This window comes from Streptomyces amritsarensis, assembly GCF_001953875.1.
Classification (GTDB): Bacteria; Actinomycetota; Actinomycetes; order Streptomycetales; family Streptomycetaceae; genus Streptomyces; species Streptomyces amritsarensis.
This window is the reverse complement of sequence record NZ_MQUR01000136.1, coordinates 1-14765: the sequence shown is the minus strand read 5'-3', so window position 1 is coordinate 14765 and position 14765 is coordinate 1. Positions and strand designations below refer to the sequence as shown.

14 protein-coding genes and 1 pseudogene are annotated in these 14765 nt (G+C 70.5%); 9 read left to right on the top strand and 6 right to left on the bottom strand.

The genetic code is table 11. The annotated features are described in order from the left end of the window. The first annotated feature begins 1110 nt into the window (after positions 1-1110). A complete protein-coding gene (locus AVW11_RS33240) occupies positions 1111-2490 on the top strand; it encodes a DUF445 domain-containing protein (protein WP_076046887.1) in 1380 nt (459 codons plus the stop codon). On the opposite strand, the gene AVW11_RS33235 is transcribed toward AVW11_RS33240, so the two are convergent. Together AVW11_RS33235 and AVW11_RS33230 are read right to left on the bottom strand one after the other, a co-directional pair. After that, complete coding sequence (locus AVW11_RS33235; protein WP_051700597.1) at positions 2460-3485, bottom strand: hypothetical protein; 1026 nt, start codon at positions 3483-3485, stop codon at positions 2460-2462. The two genes, AVW11_RS33240 and AVW11_RS33235, sit on opposite strands and share 31 nt — an antisense overlap. A gap of 34 nt (positions 3486-3519) precedes the next feature. After that, the gene (locus AVW11_RS33230) at positions 3520-4056 is read right to left on the bottom strand and encodes a GNAT family N-acetyltransferase (RefSeq protein WP_225884775.1); all 537 of its coding nucleotides are present in this window, start codon (positions 4054-4056) and stop codon (positions 3520-3522) included. A gap of 186 nt (positions 4057-4242) precedes the next feature. Here AVW11_RS33230 and AVW11_RS33225 point away from each other — a divergent pair, with 186 nt between their 5' ends. The 3 genes from AVW11_RS33225 to AVW11_RS33215 all read left to right on the top strand — a co-directional run bounded on the left by AVW11_RS33225 (position 4243) and on the right by AVW11_RS33215 (position 5431). Further along, on the top strand, positions 4243-4434 hold the full coding sequence (locus tag AVW11_RS33225; RefSeq protein ID WP_030852191.1) for a hypothetical protein: 192 nt from the start codon (positions 4243-4245) through the stop codon (positions 4432-4434). A gap of 39 nt (positions 4435-4473) precedes the next feature. Next, positions 4474-4770 carry a hypothetical protein gene (locus AVW11_RS33220; protein ID WP_076046886.1) on the top strand — a complete coding sequence of 99 codons (297 nt, stop codon included), beginning with the start codon at positions 4474-4476 and terminating at the stop codon, positions 4768-4770. A gap of 193 nt (positions 4771-4963) precedes the next feature. Then, positions 4964-5431: a very short patch repair endonuclease gene (locus AVW11_RS33215; protein ID WP_076046885.1), complete on the top strand. Its 468-nt coding sequence runs from the start codon at positions 4964-4966 to the stop codon at positions 5429-5431. A 38-nt stretch (positions 5432-5469) separates the two neighbouring features. On the opposite strand, the gene AVW11_RS33210 is transcribed toward AVW11_RS33215, so the two are convergent. Genes AVW11_RS33210 through AVW11_RS33200 form a run of 3 tightly spaced genes read right to left on the bottom strand, consistent with a single transcriptional unit; the run spans position 5470 to position 9546 of the window. Then, positions 5470-6321, bottom strand: a complete 852-nt coding sequence (locus tag AVW11_RS33210; RefSeq protein ID WP_076046884.1) for a protein NO VEIN domain-containing protein — start codon at positions 6319-6321, stop codon at positions 5470-5472. Next, positions 6305-8131 carry a DEAD/DEAH box helicase gene (locus tag AVW11_RS33205; RefSeq protein ID WP_076046883.1) on the bottom strand — a complete coding sequence of 609 codons (1827 nt, stop codon included), beginning with the start codon at positions 8129-8131 and terminating at the stop codon, positions 6305-6307. Before AVW11_RS33205 ends, AVW11_RS33210 begins: the two co-directional genes overlap by 17 nt. A gap of 2 nt (positions 8132-8133) precedes the next feature. Further along, the gene (locus AVW11_RS33200) at positions 8134-9546 is read right to left on the bottom strand and encodes a ParB N-terminal domain-containing protein (RefSeq protein ID WP_030852205.1); all 1413 of its coding nucleotides are present in this window, start codon (positions 9544-9546) and stop codon (positions 8134-8136) included. A gap of 119 nt (positions 9547-9665) precedes the next feature. Between AVW11_RS33200 and AVW11_RS33195 the strand changes: the two genes are divergently transcribed. Both AVW11_RS33195 and AVW11_RS33190 read left to right on the top strand, forming a co-directional pair. After that, positions 9666-10352: a hypothetical protein gene (locus tag AVW11_RS33195; RefSeq protein WP_240528330.1), complete on the top strand. Its 687-nt coding sequence runs from the start codon at positions 9666-9668 to the stop codon at positions 10350-10352. Between the two features lie 239 nt (positions 10353-10591). Then, positions 10592-11887, top strand: coding sequence for a DNA cytosine methyltransferase (locus tag AVW11_RS33190; RefSeq protein ID WP_076046882.1), 1296 nt, complete (start codon positions 10592-10594; stop codon positions 11885-11887). 8 nt (positions 11888-11895) lie between these two features. Here AVW11_RS33190 and AVW11_RS33185 read toward each other — a convergent pair whose 3' ends face one another. Next, positions 11896-12894, bottom strand: a complete 999-nt coding sequence (locus AVW11_RS33185) for an SEC-C metal-binding domain-containing protein (RefSeq protein WP_030852212.1) — start codon at positions 12892-12894, stop codon at positions 11896-11898. Positions 12895-13022: 128 nt separating this feature from the next. Here AVW11_RS33185 and AVW11_RS33180 point away from each other — a divergent pair, with 128 nt between their 5' ends. The 3 genes and pseudogenes from AVW11_RS33180 to AVW11_RS33170 form a co-directional block, all read left to right on the top strand. Then, a complete protein-coding gene (locus AVW11_RS33180; protein WP_078094330.1) occupies positions 13023-13754 on the top strand; it encodes a class E sortase in 732 nt (243 codons plus the stop codon). 74 nt (positions 13755-13828) lie between these two features. Further along, positions 13829-14209 (top strand): DUF6412 domain-containing protein, encoded by a 381-nt coding sequence (locus tag AVW11_RS33175; protein ID WP_240528329.1) that lies wholly within the window; start codon positions 13829-13831, stop codon positions 14207-14209. A 119-nt stretch (positions 14210-14328) separates the two neighbouring features. Then, a pseudogene (locus AVW11_RS33170) lies at positions 14329-14765 on the top strand (hypothetical protein); the annotation flags it as partial.

The following is a 14765-nucleotide window of genomic DNA, read 5'->3' as shown; positions in this document are numbered from 1 at the left end:
CACCCCCAAAGCCGCCCGCACTGCGAGCCCCTGGCCCGGCCGGGGTGGCTCCCGGAGCCGGGCTCGTACTGCTGGAGTGGGGACGGGGAGGGGTGTCCCCGCAGGACGAGCGCGCTACCACCGCTCACGGCCGAGACGGCTCGCGGGCGCCGAGCCGAGGAGATACCCCTGCGCGGCACCGCGACCCGCCCGCACCGAGCCCGTATCCCGTCCGGCAGGCCGACCCCGGCCAGCCGGAGCGTCCGCCCTCGGGGCGGCCCCGCCAAGCCCGCACCGCGAGGCCGCGGCCCGGCCCGGACGCCCCCCGGAACCGGGCTCGTACTGCTGGAGCGGGGACGGGGAGGGGTGTCCCCGCAGGACGAGCGCGCTACCACCGCTCACGGCCGTGATGGCTCGCGGGCGCCGAGCCGAGGAGATACCCCTGCGCGGCGCCGCGACCCGCCCGCACCGTGCCCGTATCCCGTCCGGCAGGCCGACCCCGGCCAGCCGGAGCGTCCGCCCTCGGGGCGGCGCCGCCAAGCCCGCACCGCGAGGCCGCGGCCCGGCCGGGATGGCTCCCGGAGCCGGGGTCGTACTGGTGGAGTGGGGACGTGGAGGGGTGTCCCCGCAGGACGAGTGCGCGACCACCGCTCACGGCCGAGACACCTCGCGGGCGCCGAGCCGAGGAGATACCCCTGCGCGGCGCCGCGACCGGCCCGCACCGAGCCCGTATCCCGCCCGGCGGCACGACCCGGATCCGGCCCGGTGGGCTCCGCTGTGCGGGCCCGACCCGGGATGGGCCCCTGGTGGCGGGCCGCGCCGACGCGGATCCCGCCCGGCGGGATCCCGCCCGTACCGCCACGCGGCGGCCCGGGTCGGAGCGTCCGGGTAGGGGCTCGTAGGGCGAGCCCGCGTCGAGCCGAGGAGATACGCACCGCGCGAGCGGGCAGGCGGGGTCCGGGGCCGGGAGGCCCCGGGTGTACCCCGCCGCGGAGCGGATTCGCCGGGGCCGGGCCCACCCGACCGGCTGCCCCCGCGGGAGCGGAAGGGCGTGGCGGGAACTCCACCGCCCTCCCAGGAGTCGGATGCTATGCAGACAAACCCGGCGCGCCGGGGGGAAGGCAGGAGCACGTGGACAACCACAGCAGAGCCGGCGGCCCGGCCGGCGGCGGCCCAGCCCACGCCGGCGCAGCCGCCGGCACGGCCACGCCGGCACCACCGCCGCCACCGCCCCCCACCCGCGGAGCGTTCGTGTTCAACGCCGCCGACGAGGAGCGCCGCCGGGGCGTCCGCAGGATGAAGGCCACCGCGACCGGTCTGCTGCTGCTGGTCGCGCTGGTGTACGTACTGGCCAAGTACGCCCAGCACGCCTGGGGTGCCGGCGGCTGGGCCGGCTACGTGGCCGCCGCCGCCGAGGCCGGCATGGTCGGCGCGCTCGCGGACTGGTTCGCCGTCACGGCCCTGTTCAAGCGGCCGCTCGGCCTGCCCATCCCGCACACCGCGATCATCCCGACGAAGAAGGACCAGCTCGGCGTCACCCTGGGCGAGTTCGTCGGCGAGAACTTCCTCTCCGCCGACGTGGTCCGGGCCCGCCTGCACTCCCTCGGCATCGGCGGCCGCCTCGGCGCCTGGCTGGCCGAGCCCGCGCACGCCGACCGCGTCACGGCCGAACTGGCCACGGCCCTGCGCGGCGCGCTGACCGTTCTGCGGGACTCCGACGTCCAGGCCGTGGTCGGCGAGGCCATCACCCGGCGCGCGGAGAGCGCGGAGATCGCGCCGGGCCTCGGCAAGACCCTGCAGAAGGTCGTCGTGGACGGCGGTCACCGCCGCGCCGTCGACCTCGTCTGCGCCAAGGCGCACGACTGGCTGATCACGCACGGGGACTCGATCACGGATGCCGTCCAGGGCGGAGCCCCCGGCTGGACCCCGCGGTTCGTGGACCGCAAGGTCGGGGAGCGTGTCTACAAGGAGCTGCTCCGCTTCGTCACGGAGATGCGGGACATGCCCGAGCATCCGGCGCGCGCGGCGGTGGACCGCTTCCTGCGGGACTTCGCGGCCGACCTGCAGTCGGACACGGCGACGCGCGCCCGGGTGGAGCGTCTGAAGTCCGAGATCCTCGCGCGCGACGAGGTCCAGGACGTCATCGCCTCCGCCTGGTCGGCGATCCGCTCGATGATCATCTCGGCGGCGGAGGACGAGCAGAGCGAGCTGCGCCTGCGGGTCCGGGCCTCGCTGATGTCCCTGGGGGCGCGGCTGGCGACCGACGGCCGTCTCCAGGGGAAGGTGGAGGGCTGGATCGAGGGGGCGGTCGTCTATGTGGTCACCACGTACCGCAAGGAGATCACCTCGCTGATCACCGATACGGTCGCGGCCTGGGACGCCGAGCACACCTCCCGCAAGATCGAGGCCCACATCGGCCGCGACCTGCAGTTCATCCGTATCAACGGCACGGTGGTCGGCGCCCTGGCGGGCCTGCTGATCTACACGGTCTCCCGCGCGTTCGGCGCCTGAGGCGTGCGGGCGGGTCTTGGGAGCGGCAGCTCCAGCTGGGCGTGTCCGCGGGCGGTGACCTCCGGCGGGGCGGGGCGGGCGGCGCCCAGGGCGAGCAGTGCGCGCAGGGCGGCGATCAGGTCCGCCGGTGCCTCCCGCAGGATTCCGGGTGTGGTGCTGACCACCAGGACGCCGTGGGCCTCCAGGCGCAGTCTCCGGCGCAGGGTGGCCTGCCAGGAGTCGCGCGTGTAGTGGTACTCCGCGGAGTCGATCTCCAGCGCCACACCCTCGTCGGGCCAGTACGCGTCCGGGCTGGCGAGGAAGGACCCGTCGGTCGCGTGGAGCCGGGCGTTCCAGAGCGGTGCGGGCAGGTCCGTGGCCGTCAGTGTGTCGCGGGCGCGGCCTTCGGCGATCGACCGGACCCCGGCGAGGAGTTCGGCGGCCGCCGTCCGGACGGCCGGGCGGTGCCGGACGCGGCCGGCGCGCAGCTCGGCGTGCAGGTCGTGCGGGTGGCACCAGCCGCCCTGGACGACGTTGGCGAGGACGGAGCGGACGAGGTCCGGGTCGTCGGTGCGGGCCGCGAAGTCGGTGGCCGCGCGGACGGGGCGGGTGCTGGGCACCCCGGCGATGGTGATGGTCGCGGGCCAGCGGGTGGTCGAGGCGGGCCGGACGCGGCCGGTGGCCGCGACCGACCGTGGGGCGCGGACGAGGACGTCGAGGGGTTCGGGCGGCGCGTCGCGGATGCCGAGGAGGGCGAGGGCGGCGCCGCCGGTGAGCGCGGCGGCGGTCCCGGAGAGCGGGTCCGCGGCGGGCGGGGCGGCGTACAGGACGGCGGAGAGGGCCTGCTGCCGGGTGTCGGGTGGGCCGGTCTGCAGGAGGTACACCCGCGGGAGGAGCCGCTGCCAGGGTCCTCCGCGGCGGCTGCGGCCGCTGATGGTGGCGGCCGGGATGCCGGCCTGCCGGAGCTGGTGGTGGGTGGCCATGTTCAGCTGGCGCTGGGCGATGCGAGTGATCATGCTCCCGGTATGCCCGGTGGCGGGCGGCCGACGCTCAGGCCGAAGGGTGGTTCGGGGCGAGGAACACCACGACTGCGTTCTCGGTGCCGGGCAGCGGTTTCACCTCGTGCCAGCCGAGCCGGTGGTAGGTGGCCACGGTGTCGGTGGCCACCCGGGCGGTCAGCAGCCAGGCGCGGTCGTCAGGGGCGTCGGCGGTGATCTCGGCCAGCAGGGCGCGCCCGGTGCCGTGCCCGCGCGCGTGGGGGCGTACGGCGAGTTCGTCGATCTCCAGGGCGCCGATGAGCAGCTCCCGTACGCGCTGCCGGCCGAGCTGCGCGGTGACCTGTCCGTAGGCCCGGCCCGTGGGGAAGGCGCGGGGGGTCAGCCAGGCGGTGGCGAATCCGTCGACGCCGAGGCGTGACTGCGCGAAGGCGGTGCGGAAGCCGGTGCGGCGGCTGTCCGCCTGGAGCCGGACGGCGAACTGGCGAATGGTTTCTTCATCTTCGTTCCACGGTGGGGCGGAGAACACCTCGCCGTAGGCGTCGGCCAATTCCTCCGTCAGGTCGAGGACGGCCGGTCCGTAACAGATCACGTTTGCAGCTCCTTGGGCCGGCTCGGGTGGCTTGGGTCGGATCGCCCGTATCGCAGACCGAATCTACGCCCGGCGCGTTGCCTGGAGGGGAGGTCCGCAGATCCGGAGGGTGTGCGACAAATCCGACTTCCGTACGGTGTCGCGGGCCACCCGTATCGGCCCGCCGGGCCCGGCGTTGAGCCCGGTGTGCGCAACAACCTCCTGAGCAGAGCCCTGATGGGTCTCGCCGCCTGTGCGGTGGCGTTCTTCGTGGTCCTGGGGGTCATGGCGGTGCTGCCGCAGGCCCTCCAGGACGCCCTGCCCGACAACGTCCTGGGCGGCGCCGCCGTGGTGCTGGCGGTGGCGGCCGCGCGCCGGTTCGCCCGCCGGGCGCGTTAGCCTCGTGCGGTGACGTTCGAACGGCTGGAGGCCCCCGCGATGGCGCAGTTCCCCACATCGGTCGTAGCCGCAGGCGGCCTCGTCGGCGGCTACGCCGCGGCCCGCTGGACGGGGAAGCGACCGCTCGGCGGCGTGGTCCTCGCGGCGGCCGGCACCCTCGCGGTCCGCGAGTGGCACCGCCGCACGTCGCCGACGACGACGGCGCTGCTGGCCGCGGCGTACGTCGCCGCGTTCGCGGGCTCGCACCCGTTGGCGAAGAAGATCGGCGCCTGGCCGGCGGTCTTCACGGCGGCGGCCGCCATGGCCGCCACCACGTACGCCACGGCAGACCGCTAGCCCGCCCATCCGCGGGCACTCCTGGCCGCGGAGCCGCCGCTGGGCGAGAGGAGTCGTCACTGGCGGGCCGTGACTGCAGGTGATCTCCCAGCCTCGGTCAGTTCCGGTGCCGCTGTACCCGAGCCGAGGCCGCGGTCGCCCACAGCGTCTCTTGTTCAGACGAATGCTGCGGAGGGCTAGACTCCGAGCCGTTATGACGAAAAAGCTGCCTGAGCCCGAGGAGTGGACCCCGCCGGCTGGATCCTGGGCATCGTCAGCCGCCAACCGGCGAAGCATGCTTGGCAACAGGAGCCGGGACACGTCCCCTGAGCGGGCACTTCGCTCGCTTCTGCACGCGCGGGGGCTTCGCTACCGGGTGGCTGCCAAACCACTGCCCAAGATGCGTCGCACTGCGGACCTGGTGTTCGGGCCGACGAAGGTCGCGGTGTTCGTGGACGGGTGCTTCTGGCACGGCTGTCCCCAGCATTTCGTCCCGCCGAAGACCAACCCCGACTACTGGCGCGAGAAGATCGGCGGCAACGTGCGCCGCGACAGGGAGACTGACGCGAGGCTAACTGCCGAAGGCTGGCTGGTACTGCGTTTCTGGGAGCACGAGGCACCCGAGGACTGTGCGGAGGCCGTGCGGGCCGCGGTCGCCTCCCGGAGGAGCGCATCCGGGTGACCTGCCTGGGCGGACGGGCCGCGTGGTCCCATTCTGGGCTATTCGACCGGCGCACCCAGGAGCAGGGGGGATGCTCCAGGAGTCATAAGGGGGGCCAGCGCTGGTACGCCCGGTAGGAGGACGCCGGGTGGAACGTGCAGTCGGCACGACTCCCAGCGTCCGAGAACGCCGGAGTCGGCTGGGGCCTGAGCCGAGATCCAGTGCCGCGGCACGGTCCAAACCGCCGCCGGATCGTCGGCTTGAGTGAACTGGACGGCGATCATCTGCCAGGCAGGGTCCCTGAGCATCGTCTCGTACTCGTTTCGCGAGATGTAGAGAGTCAACCGGCCCAAGCGCGTCGTTGATTTGACCTCGAGATGACCTGAGAGTCCATGCCCCTGGACTGCTATGTCGTAACCGTGTGCGTCAGACCAGGCCGCAACGTGCTCGACGGTTGCAGAGGTCGATGCGCGCAGAAGGCTGAGCAGGACCTCCTCGCCCAACGCGCCGACTCGCGCACGTTCGGCTGTATCCACCTTTCCCCATGCTGTCCCGATGCGCGCGTAGGCGTCATCCGGTTCGAGCCCTAGTACCTCAGCAGCGCGCAGCGCGTCTTCAGGAATCTCATCGGGACTTTGGACGAGGAGGTCTGCGTCGGGGAGCCAGGAGGCGCCGCTGTCCAGGATCGCAGCGTCGTAGATTCTGATTTCCGGCGGTAGGACCCCGCTCTCTGAATCTAGTATCCCCGCCTTCCGCATCCACGCGTAGGCCGCGTCGTACTGCGTGGGCGTGATGTCGCTGAACTCGGAGTGTGTGGTGAAGACAGCGCGGCAGCGCGCGGCGCCGGACGCTGGCAGGCGGTGAAGCCAGCGTGCGGCTGCCCGCAGGACCGGGTCAGGAGGTACGGGCACGGAGGTAGCCCATCATCGCTTGCAGGTCCTTGTAATCCATGCCGCCGCCGACGGCGGGCTCCTCGTCGAGGTCGGCGAGTTCCCGAACTGCCGGGTCGTCCAGGATCCCTCCCATGAAATGCATTTTGTCAGCGAGCCGCTGGGCTACGACTTCGTCGATGGTGCCTTCGGAGGCGAGCACGGTGATCCGGGTTTCTGCCTCTGGAGCGAGCCCGAGGCGGTGGATCCTATCCAGACTCTGTAGGAAGCGGCCTGCCGCGAAGTCCCGATCCACGTAGACGGCATCGTGGCAGTCGTGGTGGAGGCTGATGCCTTCGCCCAGAGTCGCCGGGTTGGAGAGGAGCACCATGCAGTCCGGATCGTTGCGGAAGCGGCTGATCTCCTCTTCGCGGTCCTCAGTGCCGCCGTGGACGACCGCCGGGGAGAACGGCCCCAGAATCCGGCGGAGCGTATTCAGGCTGCGGACGAAGGTCGACCAGACGAGGGTCTTGCGGCCGAGGGCTGCATTGGCCGATACGACTGCCAGTACCTCTTGGTACTTGGGGGACATCTCGTAACTGGGCAGGTCCTGCATCAACTTGTAGAGCGGGGTGTCCTCCGGCACTGCGAGCGGCGGTACCTGGTAGGCGAGCGGTTCATGCCGCGTTGTGCCGACGGCCAGGAGCGCGGGGCTGGTCGCAGCCATCAGCATGTAGACGATCACCTTGCCCAGCTGCTGGAAATCGGCTTCGCCACCCGCGACACGCGCTGAGAACCGGCCGATGAGCGCGTCGTAGATCTCGCGGTGCAAGGGCGGTAGGGGTACGGGCCGCAGGGTGGTGCTCACGGGCGGCAGCCCGAGTTCGCCCTTCGTCGTACGGGTGAACAGGGGACGAAGCACCTGGCTGGCCTTGGCGAGGTCGCCGCCGGCAACGGCTTGGGTGACTTTCCTGCGACCGTGCCCGGGCCAGACGAATCCGAAGAGGTTCTCCAGGTCTTTGACGCCGTTGGGAGCCGGGGTCCCGGTGAGGACCAGTCGTCGACGGGCCCGGGGGCCGAGGGCGAGGCAGGCGGAACCGTAGGTGCCCTCTGCCCCCAGCTTCATACGGTGGGCCTCATCAAGGAGCAGCAGCGACGGCCGGGCGGTCAGCCAGCTGCTCAGCTCGTTGACAGCGCCGCTCAGACGTTCGTAGTTCACGATAACTGCTTCAGCCGCGGGGTCCACTCGCTTGGAGAGCACCTTCATGTTGAGCGGCTTCTCCAGGCACTGGGCGTTCTCGTGCTGCCATGCCTCGTAGCAGGACTTCGGACCGACGATCACGAGCCGCTCGATACCTCCTGCTCGTCGCAGGGCTTGGAAAACCGCGAGGCCGACCCTGGTCTTGCCTGCACCTGGAACCGAGAAGTTGGCGCCGTGGCGCAGTGACAGAAGCTTGGCGACGTCCCGCCGCTGGAAGTCCGTCAGATCCGCGGTCCAGCCTTGGCCCAACAGGCCATCGATGTCGGCAGGGTCCACTGCACCGTCGGCTGCGGCGTCAGGGTCGAGCTGCTTCTCCACCGTCCTGGCATCGGATGCCGAGTCGGTAGCGAGCGCTGCGAGCTGGGGATCCCATTCGACTGAACCGGGCTGGGGCCAGGACGCGATTGCCACGAGATTGGTCAGGAGGTCGTCGATCTCGATATCGACAGACCCTTGGGAGTGCTGCACGCTGCTCCCGAAGCGCAACGCCATCCGGCGCAGGTCGTCCTCGAACCCGACGGCCGCACGCATACGGGCCTTAGTCGCTGCGTCCCCGAACTCGATTTTCAGGCTCGGTTCGACACTTGGCATAGTCACGACTCCTGGCGGGCGGCTTCGAGCAGCCAGGCCACACCGTCGCCAGGTGTGGTGAATGTGCGACCAGCCTGCTTGGCCAGACGGATGAGACTTGCGCGAAGTGTGAGCAGCGCGTCGTCGAACGACTCCTCGTCGAGAAGGCGCTTCGCTTTGGCATCTGCGAACTCAGAAGCACACTGGTTCACGTGGTCCGCGGCATCCGTCAGCCGCTCAGGCACCGCGATCTTGCGCTTCTGGAGCTGCGCGTTCTGGCCCGCCAGTTTCACTGCGACGGTGAACACCTTGCTGGCGGAGCTCATCAGCTGGCCGGCTTGGGCGACTTCCGCGGAATCCACCTTCTCGCCGTTCTGAACGGCGGCTTTGGCGCGGAGGAGGGTGTCGGTCAGAGCCCGGGTCGCCTTCACTGTCGGCACCGCATCCTGGAGAGCCACCCCGGGGAGCCCGGGGATGGAAACGGAATTGGACTGCTGCTCGGCGGGCTTCAGCTCTGCAGGGAGGCGTTCGTCCAGGTACCGGGCATGGAAATCCGCCTCAGCCAGGCGGATGGAGGTCTTGGCGAAGTCCAGCACGACCATTGCCAGGCGGGACTCCTTGAGCTGTTCTGCGGCGTCGGGGTCCGTCTGCTTCAGCTTGGTGTAGTCGCGGTGCAACTCGCGGAGCTGTTCCTGGTCTTCCTCGAAATCCACCAACCGCAGGGCGACGCCGCTGTCTGTCCGGCTTCGGTCGATCGCTTCGAGAATGAGGCCGTACACCCACCTGTCCTTGTGGAGTGTGGTGGTCTTGATGTTGAAGGCGCGTGCGATGTCATCTTCGCGCCTACCAGCGGCGAGCTGTTCCTCGACGGCGATGAGCCGGTTTACGTATGTGTAGTCGCGCCGCTTATCGCGACGGAGCTGGAGTGAGAGCTCGACATCGCTGATGTCGCTTCGTGAGGTATCCGGGGGGAGGACGGCCACGCGAATGTCCTTCACGCCCAGCTGCCGCAGGGCGGCACATCGCGTGTTGCCGTCGACGAGGATGCCCTCCGGTGTGATGATCCCGGGATCCTTCTGACCGGACTCGCGGAGCTCATCGACCAGTGCGGTGAAATCGGGGTCTGTCTGGTTCGGGTTCGACGGCTTGCAGCCCAGCAGATGGCGAAGGTACTCCTGGGCGGGCTCGCTCCAGGGCTCCTCCTCCAAGGCGCGGTTGCGGTCGAGGTCGAGCGAGCGCTGAGCCCTGATGCGGTGCGTATCAGGGTTGAAGTAGAGCATCTGGACAGGCATTGAGATGACGTCGAGGTGCTTCTGCTGGCCTCGCCAGTCGACGGTGACCTTGGCACCCGCCTCCGTCCTCGCCTGTACGAGCCGCTCCTCGACGAGGGCTCGGTTCGTCTCGGCTTCGGGCGGAACGTCGAACTTCCCAGCCATTCCTGATCCTCCAAAGGCGCCGTGGCCGTCTGCGATGTCATGCATCATTGCAGGAGCCACTGACGGCATGAGCTCGATGATCGTAAAATCGTCATTGTCAGCGTGAGAACGGAGCCGCGGTGCCTCTGCCCGCATGGAACGACCCGGCGCTCAAGGGCGGCACGATGGTGCGCGGAGCGTTGTGGCTTGTGCAGGAGATTCGCGAAGGCAACACCTTCACCAAGGAGCAGATTCGGGTGGCTTTCCCCCGAATCGCGCAGGCCGACCGGAGAATCCGGGACCTGCGGGAGTTCGGCTGGGTCATTCACCCCAGCACGGAGGACGGTTCGCTCGCTGCTGAGCAGCTGCGTTTCGTGAAGGCCGGCGTACCGGTCTGGGATCCGGTCGCCCGTGGTGCTGCGAAGCGGAAGAAGCTGTCTGCCAAGGAGGTGCGGGAGGCGATGGAGCGGGACGACTTCATGTGTACCGTCTGCGGCATCACCGGCGCCGAACCGTATGCCGACGACATCGACGAGACCGCCGTGCTGCTGGTCTCGCGCCGCGAGGTCACGCTTCCTGGTGGGGACCGGGAGACCATGCCGGTCACGGAGTGCAAGCGCTGCCGTGCGGGTGGCGACGGCTCCCCCGTGGACACAGCCCGGCTGATCGAGGAGATCGGCGGCCTGGGTGAGGCGGACCGGGAACGCCTACTTCGCTGGGTGGGGCAGGGGAAGAGGGATACGGTCGCGCTTGAGCGCGCTTGGAGTGCATACCGGCGCCTTCCGGCTCAGGCTCGGGCTGATGTGCAGCGAGCCCTGGAGGGGTAAACGGGGCTCCGGTCTCGATGGGAAATATCGGGCATTTGTGGCTTGTCGGTGGGAGCGAATAGACTTCCGCGTCCTCACTCGTGAGCTGGCTCCGCCTGTCGTCCAGGCGGTTCGTCCAGGCCTCCGGGGTACTGGGATTTCAGACGGGGCTGGCAGTCCCACTTCATCACCACGCGGCCTCAGGGGTACCCGCTGACCGCTCACGCGCTGGGTGGTCCGGCGTACAGGAGGGAGATCGCATGTCTTCTGCGAATAGCAACGAGGATCTCAAGGTAGTCGAGATCTGCGCCGGCGCAGGCGGTCAGTCCCTGGGGCTCGAGCGGGCTGGGTTCCGGCACCAGCTCGCGGTCGAACTGGACGGGCACGCTGTCGCCACCCTGAAGCGCAACCAGCCGGACTGGGAGGTGCGGCAGGGGGATGTTGCCGACGCGGGTGTATGGGACCCCGAGGAGTACAAGGGCGTCGACCTATTCGCTGGAGGCGTCCCCTGCCCGCCCTTCAGCATCGCAGGCAAGCAGATGGGCGCTACCGACGAGCGGGACCTCTTCGCCTGGGCTATCGAGGCATGCGGGCGGATGCAGCCTAGGGCTCTTCTTCTGGAGAACGTCCGGGGACTGAGCGCCAACCGGTTCTCCGCCTACCGTCAGCACGTCCTCGACCAGCTTCACGAGTACGGATATGTGGGCGAGTGGAAGCTCCTCCATGCGTCGGACTTCGGGGTTCCGCAGCTTCGGCCGCGGTTCGTCCTCGTCGCGATGGCCAAGGAGCATGCCGAGTACTTCACGTGGCCCGAGACGCTCGGGACTCCGAAGCCGACTGTCGGTGAGACCTTGCTGGACCTCATGCAGGCCCGCGGCTGGGAAGGTGCAGAGGACTGGGCCAAGCGGGCTGACTCCATCGCCCCGACGATCGTCGGGGGGTCGAAGAGGCACGGTGGAGCCGACTTGGGTCCCACGCGCGCGAAGCGCGCCTGGGCCGAACTCGGCGTGGATGCCCTCGGCGTCGCCGACGCAGCTCCCGGACCTGGCTGGGAACCGGGACCCGGTGTCCCGGGCCCCAAGCTCACCACGGAGATGGTCGCTCGCATCCAGGGCTGGAAGGGCGGCTTCAGCGAGTGGCAGTTCGAAGGCCGGAAGACGGCCGTGTACCGCCAGATCGGAAATGCCTTCCCCCCACCAGTCGCCGAGGCTGTCGGCCGGTCGATCGCGAGGGCCCTCCGCAAGGAAGGCCCTCGCCACGAGTTGATCGAATCTACGAGCGCTGTGCATGACCCCGTTTACAAGGTGCTTCGCGGAGCGACCCGCCCGCTGGCTGCGGACCAGATCATCGCGAAACTTGCCAAGGCCGGCATCTCTATGGACGTTCCTGAAGTCGAAAGGCACCTGAGCCACCTAGGCCGCGACTTCGAAGTGCAGACGATTCAGCGTTCCTCGGGTGCTTACGCCTACACCCTCGGTGAGTTCAAGGCCTTCACGGGACAGGAAGATCACCAGCGGCACGACTTCTTCGTGCATCAGCGCGCGAAGATCAGCTGACAGCGCCGCTACGTCCCCCCGTGGCACTCCGAGTATGGCTTGCCCGAGGTGCACCAGCAGGGGGCCGTGGGAGTGGGGGGCCAGGGGGTGGCCTTGCCGCGGGCCGCGAGGGTCGTGGCGTATTCGGCCAGGAGGCTGGGGGAGGCCGGGGAGGTCTTCTCGGAGGCCGCGAAGGCCTCGTACGAGGGGACGCTCGCCGTGACGATGCCCAGGTTGGTGGTGCCCGAGGCGGCCAGGGCGCGCAGGGAGGTCTCGATGTCGCGCAGGTGGGCCTCGTGCGAGGCGTACTCCGAGGCGAGCGTCGGGTAGCTGGTCAGCAGCTCGGACAGTTCGCGCTGCGGCCAGTGGAGGACCGCCACCGGGAACGGGCGGGACAGGGCCGCGCGGCGGTCGCCCAGTTCGGCGCGCAGGCGGGCGATCTCGGCGCGCAGCTCGGCGGGGTCGTCGGAGCCGAGGGCCCAGATGCGCTTGGGGTCGTGGAGCTCGTCGAGCGGGATCGGGCCGATGTGGCGGGTGTCGGCGACCATGTCCCAGTCGTCGTGCGGGCGCCCCAGGAGCCGGCGTACCCGGTGGCGGCCCGTCAGGAGGGCGGTCGTGGCCGGGGTGAGCGGGGTGGAGTCCGCGATCAGGAGGGTCGCGGCCTGGGTGAAGCAGTCCTCGGAGGCCTCCAACTCGTCGTGCGCCTCGAGGGCCTCCGCGATGACCTCCCACGGGGCCGGGTCCTTCGGGGAGGCGGCGCGGATGCCGGCGATGAGGGCGCGGGCCTCGGCCTCGTGGCCGTACTCCCAGAGGTTCGCCGCCTGGAGGGCCTTGATCAGGTGGGGGTCGGACGGTGACGAGGACAGCAGCTGGTCGTACAGGGCGCTCGCCCGGTCCCGTTCGTCGGCCAGTTCGAGGTGGGCCGCGGCCTGGAGGAGCAAGGGCTCCTGGTCCTCGGGGTAGCGGGTCGCCGTGCGGATGAGGCGCTCGGCTTCGGCGATGTGCTCGGCAGGCGTGTCGGGGCGCATGGTTCACACCGTACTGCTGCTGGTCAGTTGACGGGGGAGGACTTAGGGTGCCGCCCGTGCGGGATCACATACCTGTGGTGGTTCAGGGGAGGGGCCGGCGGGCGCGTCGGGCCGGACTCGTGGGGGCCATGTGGGCGACCGCCGAGCTGACCGTCACCGTCGGCGTGGTGATGTTGTTGCTGGTGGTGCACCAGGTGTGGTGGACCAACCGGCAGGCCGCCGCCGCGGCGCAGGAGCAGGTCCGCTCCCTGGAACGGGACTGGGCCATGGAGCGGGCCCGGGACGATGGGCCGCCCTCCTCGGATGCCCCCGGTCCCTCCCTCCCGTCCTCCTCCCCTTCTTCGTCTGCCGCGGCGCCCGCCCCGGCTCCTTCCGGGCGGGCGGCCGGGTCCCGGCCCGGCGCCGAGCCGTCGGGGGCGCGCGACCGGGCGTACGCGGTCCTGCGCATCCCGCGTCTCGGCCTCGTCGTCCCCGTCGCGCAGGGCATCGACAAGCGGGCCGTCCTCGACAAGGGGTACGCGGGGCACTACCCCGGGACCGCCGGGCCCGGGGCGCAGGGGAACTTCGCGCTGGCCGGGCACCGCAACACCCACGGCGAGCCGTTCCGGTACATCAACCGGCTGCGGGCGGGCGACGAGCTGATCGTCGACATGCGGGGGCGCAGGTACACGTACGTGGTGGGGAAGATCCTTGGCGAGACGACCGAGCGGGACACCGGGGTGATCGCGCCGGTGCCGCGCAGTGTGGTGAAGCCGCAGCACGGGTACGGCGAACCCGGCGCCTACATCACCCTGACCACCTGCACGCCCGAGTACAGCTCGAAGTACCGGCTGGTGGTCTGGGGGACCCTCAGGCCGTGACCGCACCCCCGCCGTTGTCGGTGGGGCCGGTTACCATCGATCGAGAACAGCGCAGGGAGAGGGGGGAGGTTCACATGGGTCGGGCGCGACGCTTTGACATCGACGTCGATAGGGACAGTGGCACTGCCGTCGACGTCACGTCCACCTGGATCGCCCGGGTCCTCTCCGTGCTGCTCCCGCTGGTGCTGGTCGGGGGAGCCCTCGGCCTGTTCGCCGGGGAGAGCGGGCTGGGCGCCGCGGTGGTCGCCCTCGCCGCGACCGTCGCCGCCGTCTCCGTGGGCGCCGAGGCGCTCGCCGCCGCCGCGCGGCTCGTACGGCCCGTTCCACCGCACCGCATACGCACCGCGATCCGTGATCGCGAGCAGCGCACGGCGTTCCTGCCGCAGCGTGATCCCGATGCCTCGGGCCGGTCGCGGCCCAGGGCGCCCGGCCGTCTCCTCCCGACGGCCGCGTAGGGGCGCGCAGTACCTCCCCCGCCTTCTGCTGACTGATCACTGTTGTCGCCCCTCGCGGGTCGTCACGCCGAAAAACGCACCTCTTTTCGACGTTCGACGAGACCCTTCGGAGGGCCCACGTGTCCGTTTTCACCCATCTTGTTGCTGAGCTGGGCCGGCTTCTGGAGCCGGTGCTGGCCGAGTCCGCGACCGCTGCCGCGATCGTGCTGTTCACCGTGCTGGTACGGCTCGCCCTGTACCCGCTGAGCAGGGCCGCCTTCCGCGGTGCGACGCCGGTGGCCGGCTGTCTGCCGCTGCTGCTCCAGCTGCCGGTGTTCTTCCTCATGTACCAGGCGTTCACCTCGGGGAGCGAACTGCTGAGCCACCGGCTGTTCGCCGCGCCGCTGGGGTCCCGGTGGACCGACGCGCTCGGGGAGGGCGGCCTGTTCGGGGCGCAGGGGCTGGTGTTCCTCGCGCTGTTCGGGGCGATCGCGGTGGTGGCCGCGTGGAGCGCCGTGCGCGGACGCCGGTCGGCTGCCGCGGCTGCCGCGGCAGCCGCGGCTGCCGCAGCCGCCCC

Coding starts and splice junctions, on each gene's coding strand:
- AVW11_RS33235 (WP_051700597.1), bottom strand. CDS start 3,485: ATGATCACTCGCATCGCCCAGCGCCAGCTGAACATGGCCACCCACCAC.
- AVW11_RS33190 (WP_076046882.1), top strand. CDS start 10,592: ATGTCTTCTGCGAATAGCAACGAGGATCTCAAGGTAGTCGAGATCTGC.
- AVW11_RS33220 (WP_076046886.1), top strand. CDS start 4,474: ATGGCGCAGTTCCCCACATCGGTCGTAGCCGCAGGCGGCCTCGTCGGC.
- AVW11_RS33200 (WP_030852205.1), bottom strand. CDS start 9,546: ATGGCTGGGAAGTTCGACGTTCCGCCCGAAGCCGAGACGAACCGAGCC.
- AVW11_RS33175 (WP_240528329.1), top strand. CDS start 13,829: ATGGGTCGGGCGCGACGCTTTGACATCGACGTCGATAGGGACAGTGGC.
- AVW11_RS33215 (WP_076046885.1), top strand. CDS start 4,964: ATGACGAAAAAGCTGCCTGAGCCCGAGGAGTGGACCCCGCCGGCTGGA.
- AVW11_RS33185 (WP_030852212.1), bottom strand. CDS start 12,894: ATGCGCCCCGACACGCCTGCCGAGCACATCGCCGAAGCCGAGCGCCTC.
- AVW11_RS33180 (WP_078094330.1), top strand. CDS start 13,023: ATGTGGGCGACCGCCGAGCTGACCGTCACCGTCGGCGTGGTGATGTTG.
- AVW11_RS33205 (WP_076046883.1), bottom strand. CDS start 8,131: ATGCCAAGTGTCGAACCGAGCCTGAAAATCGAGTTCGGGGACGCAGCG.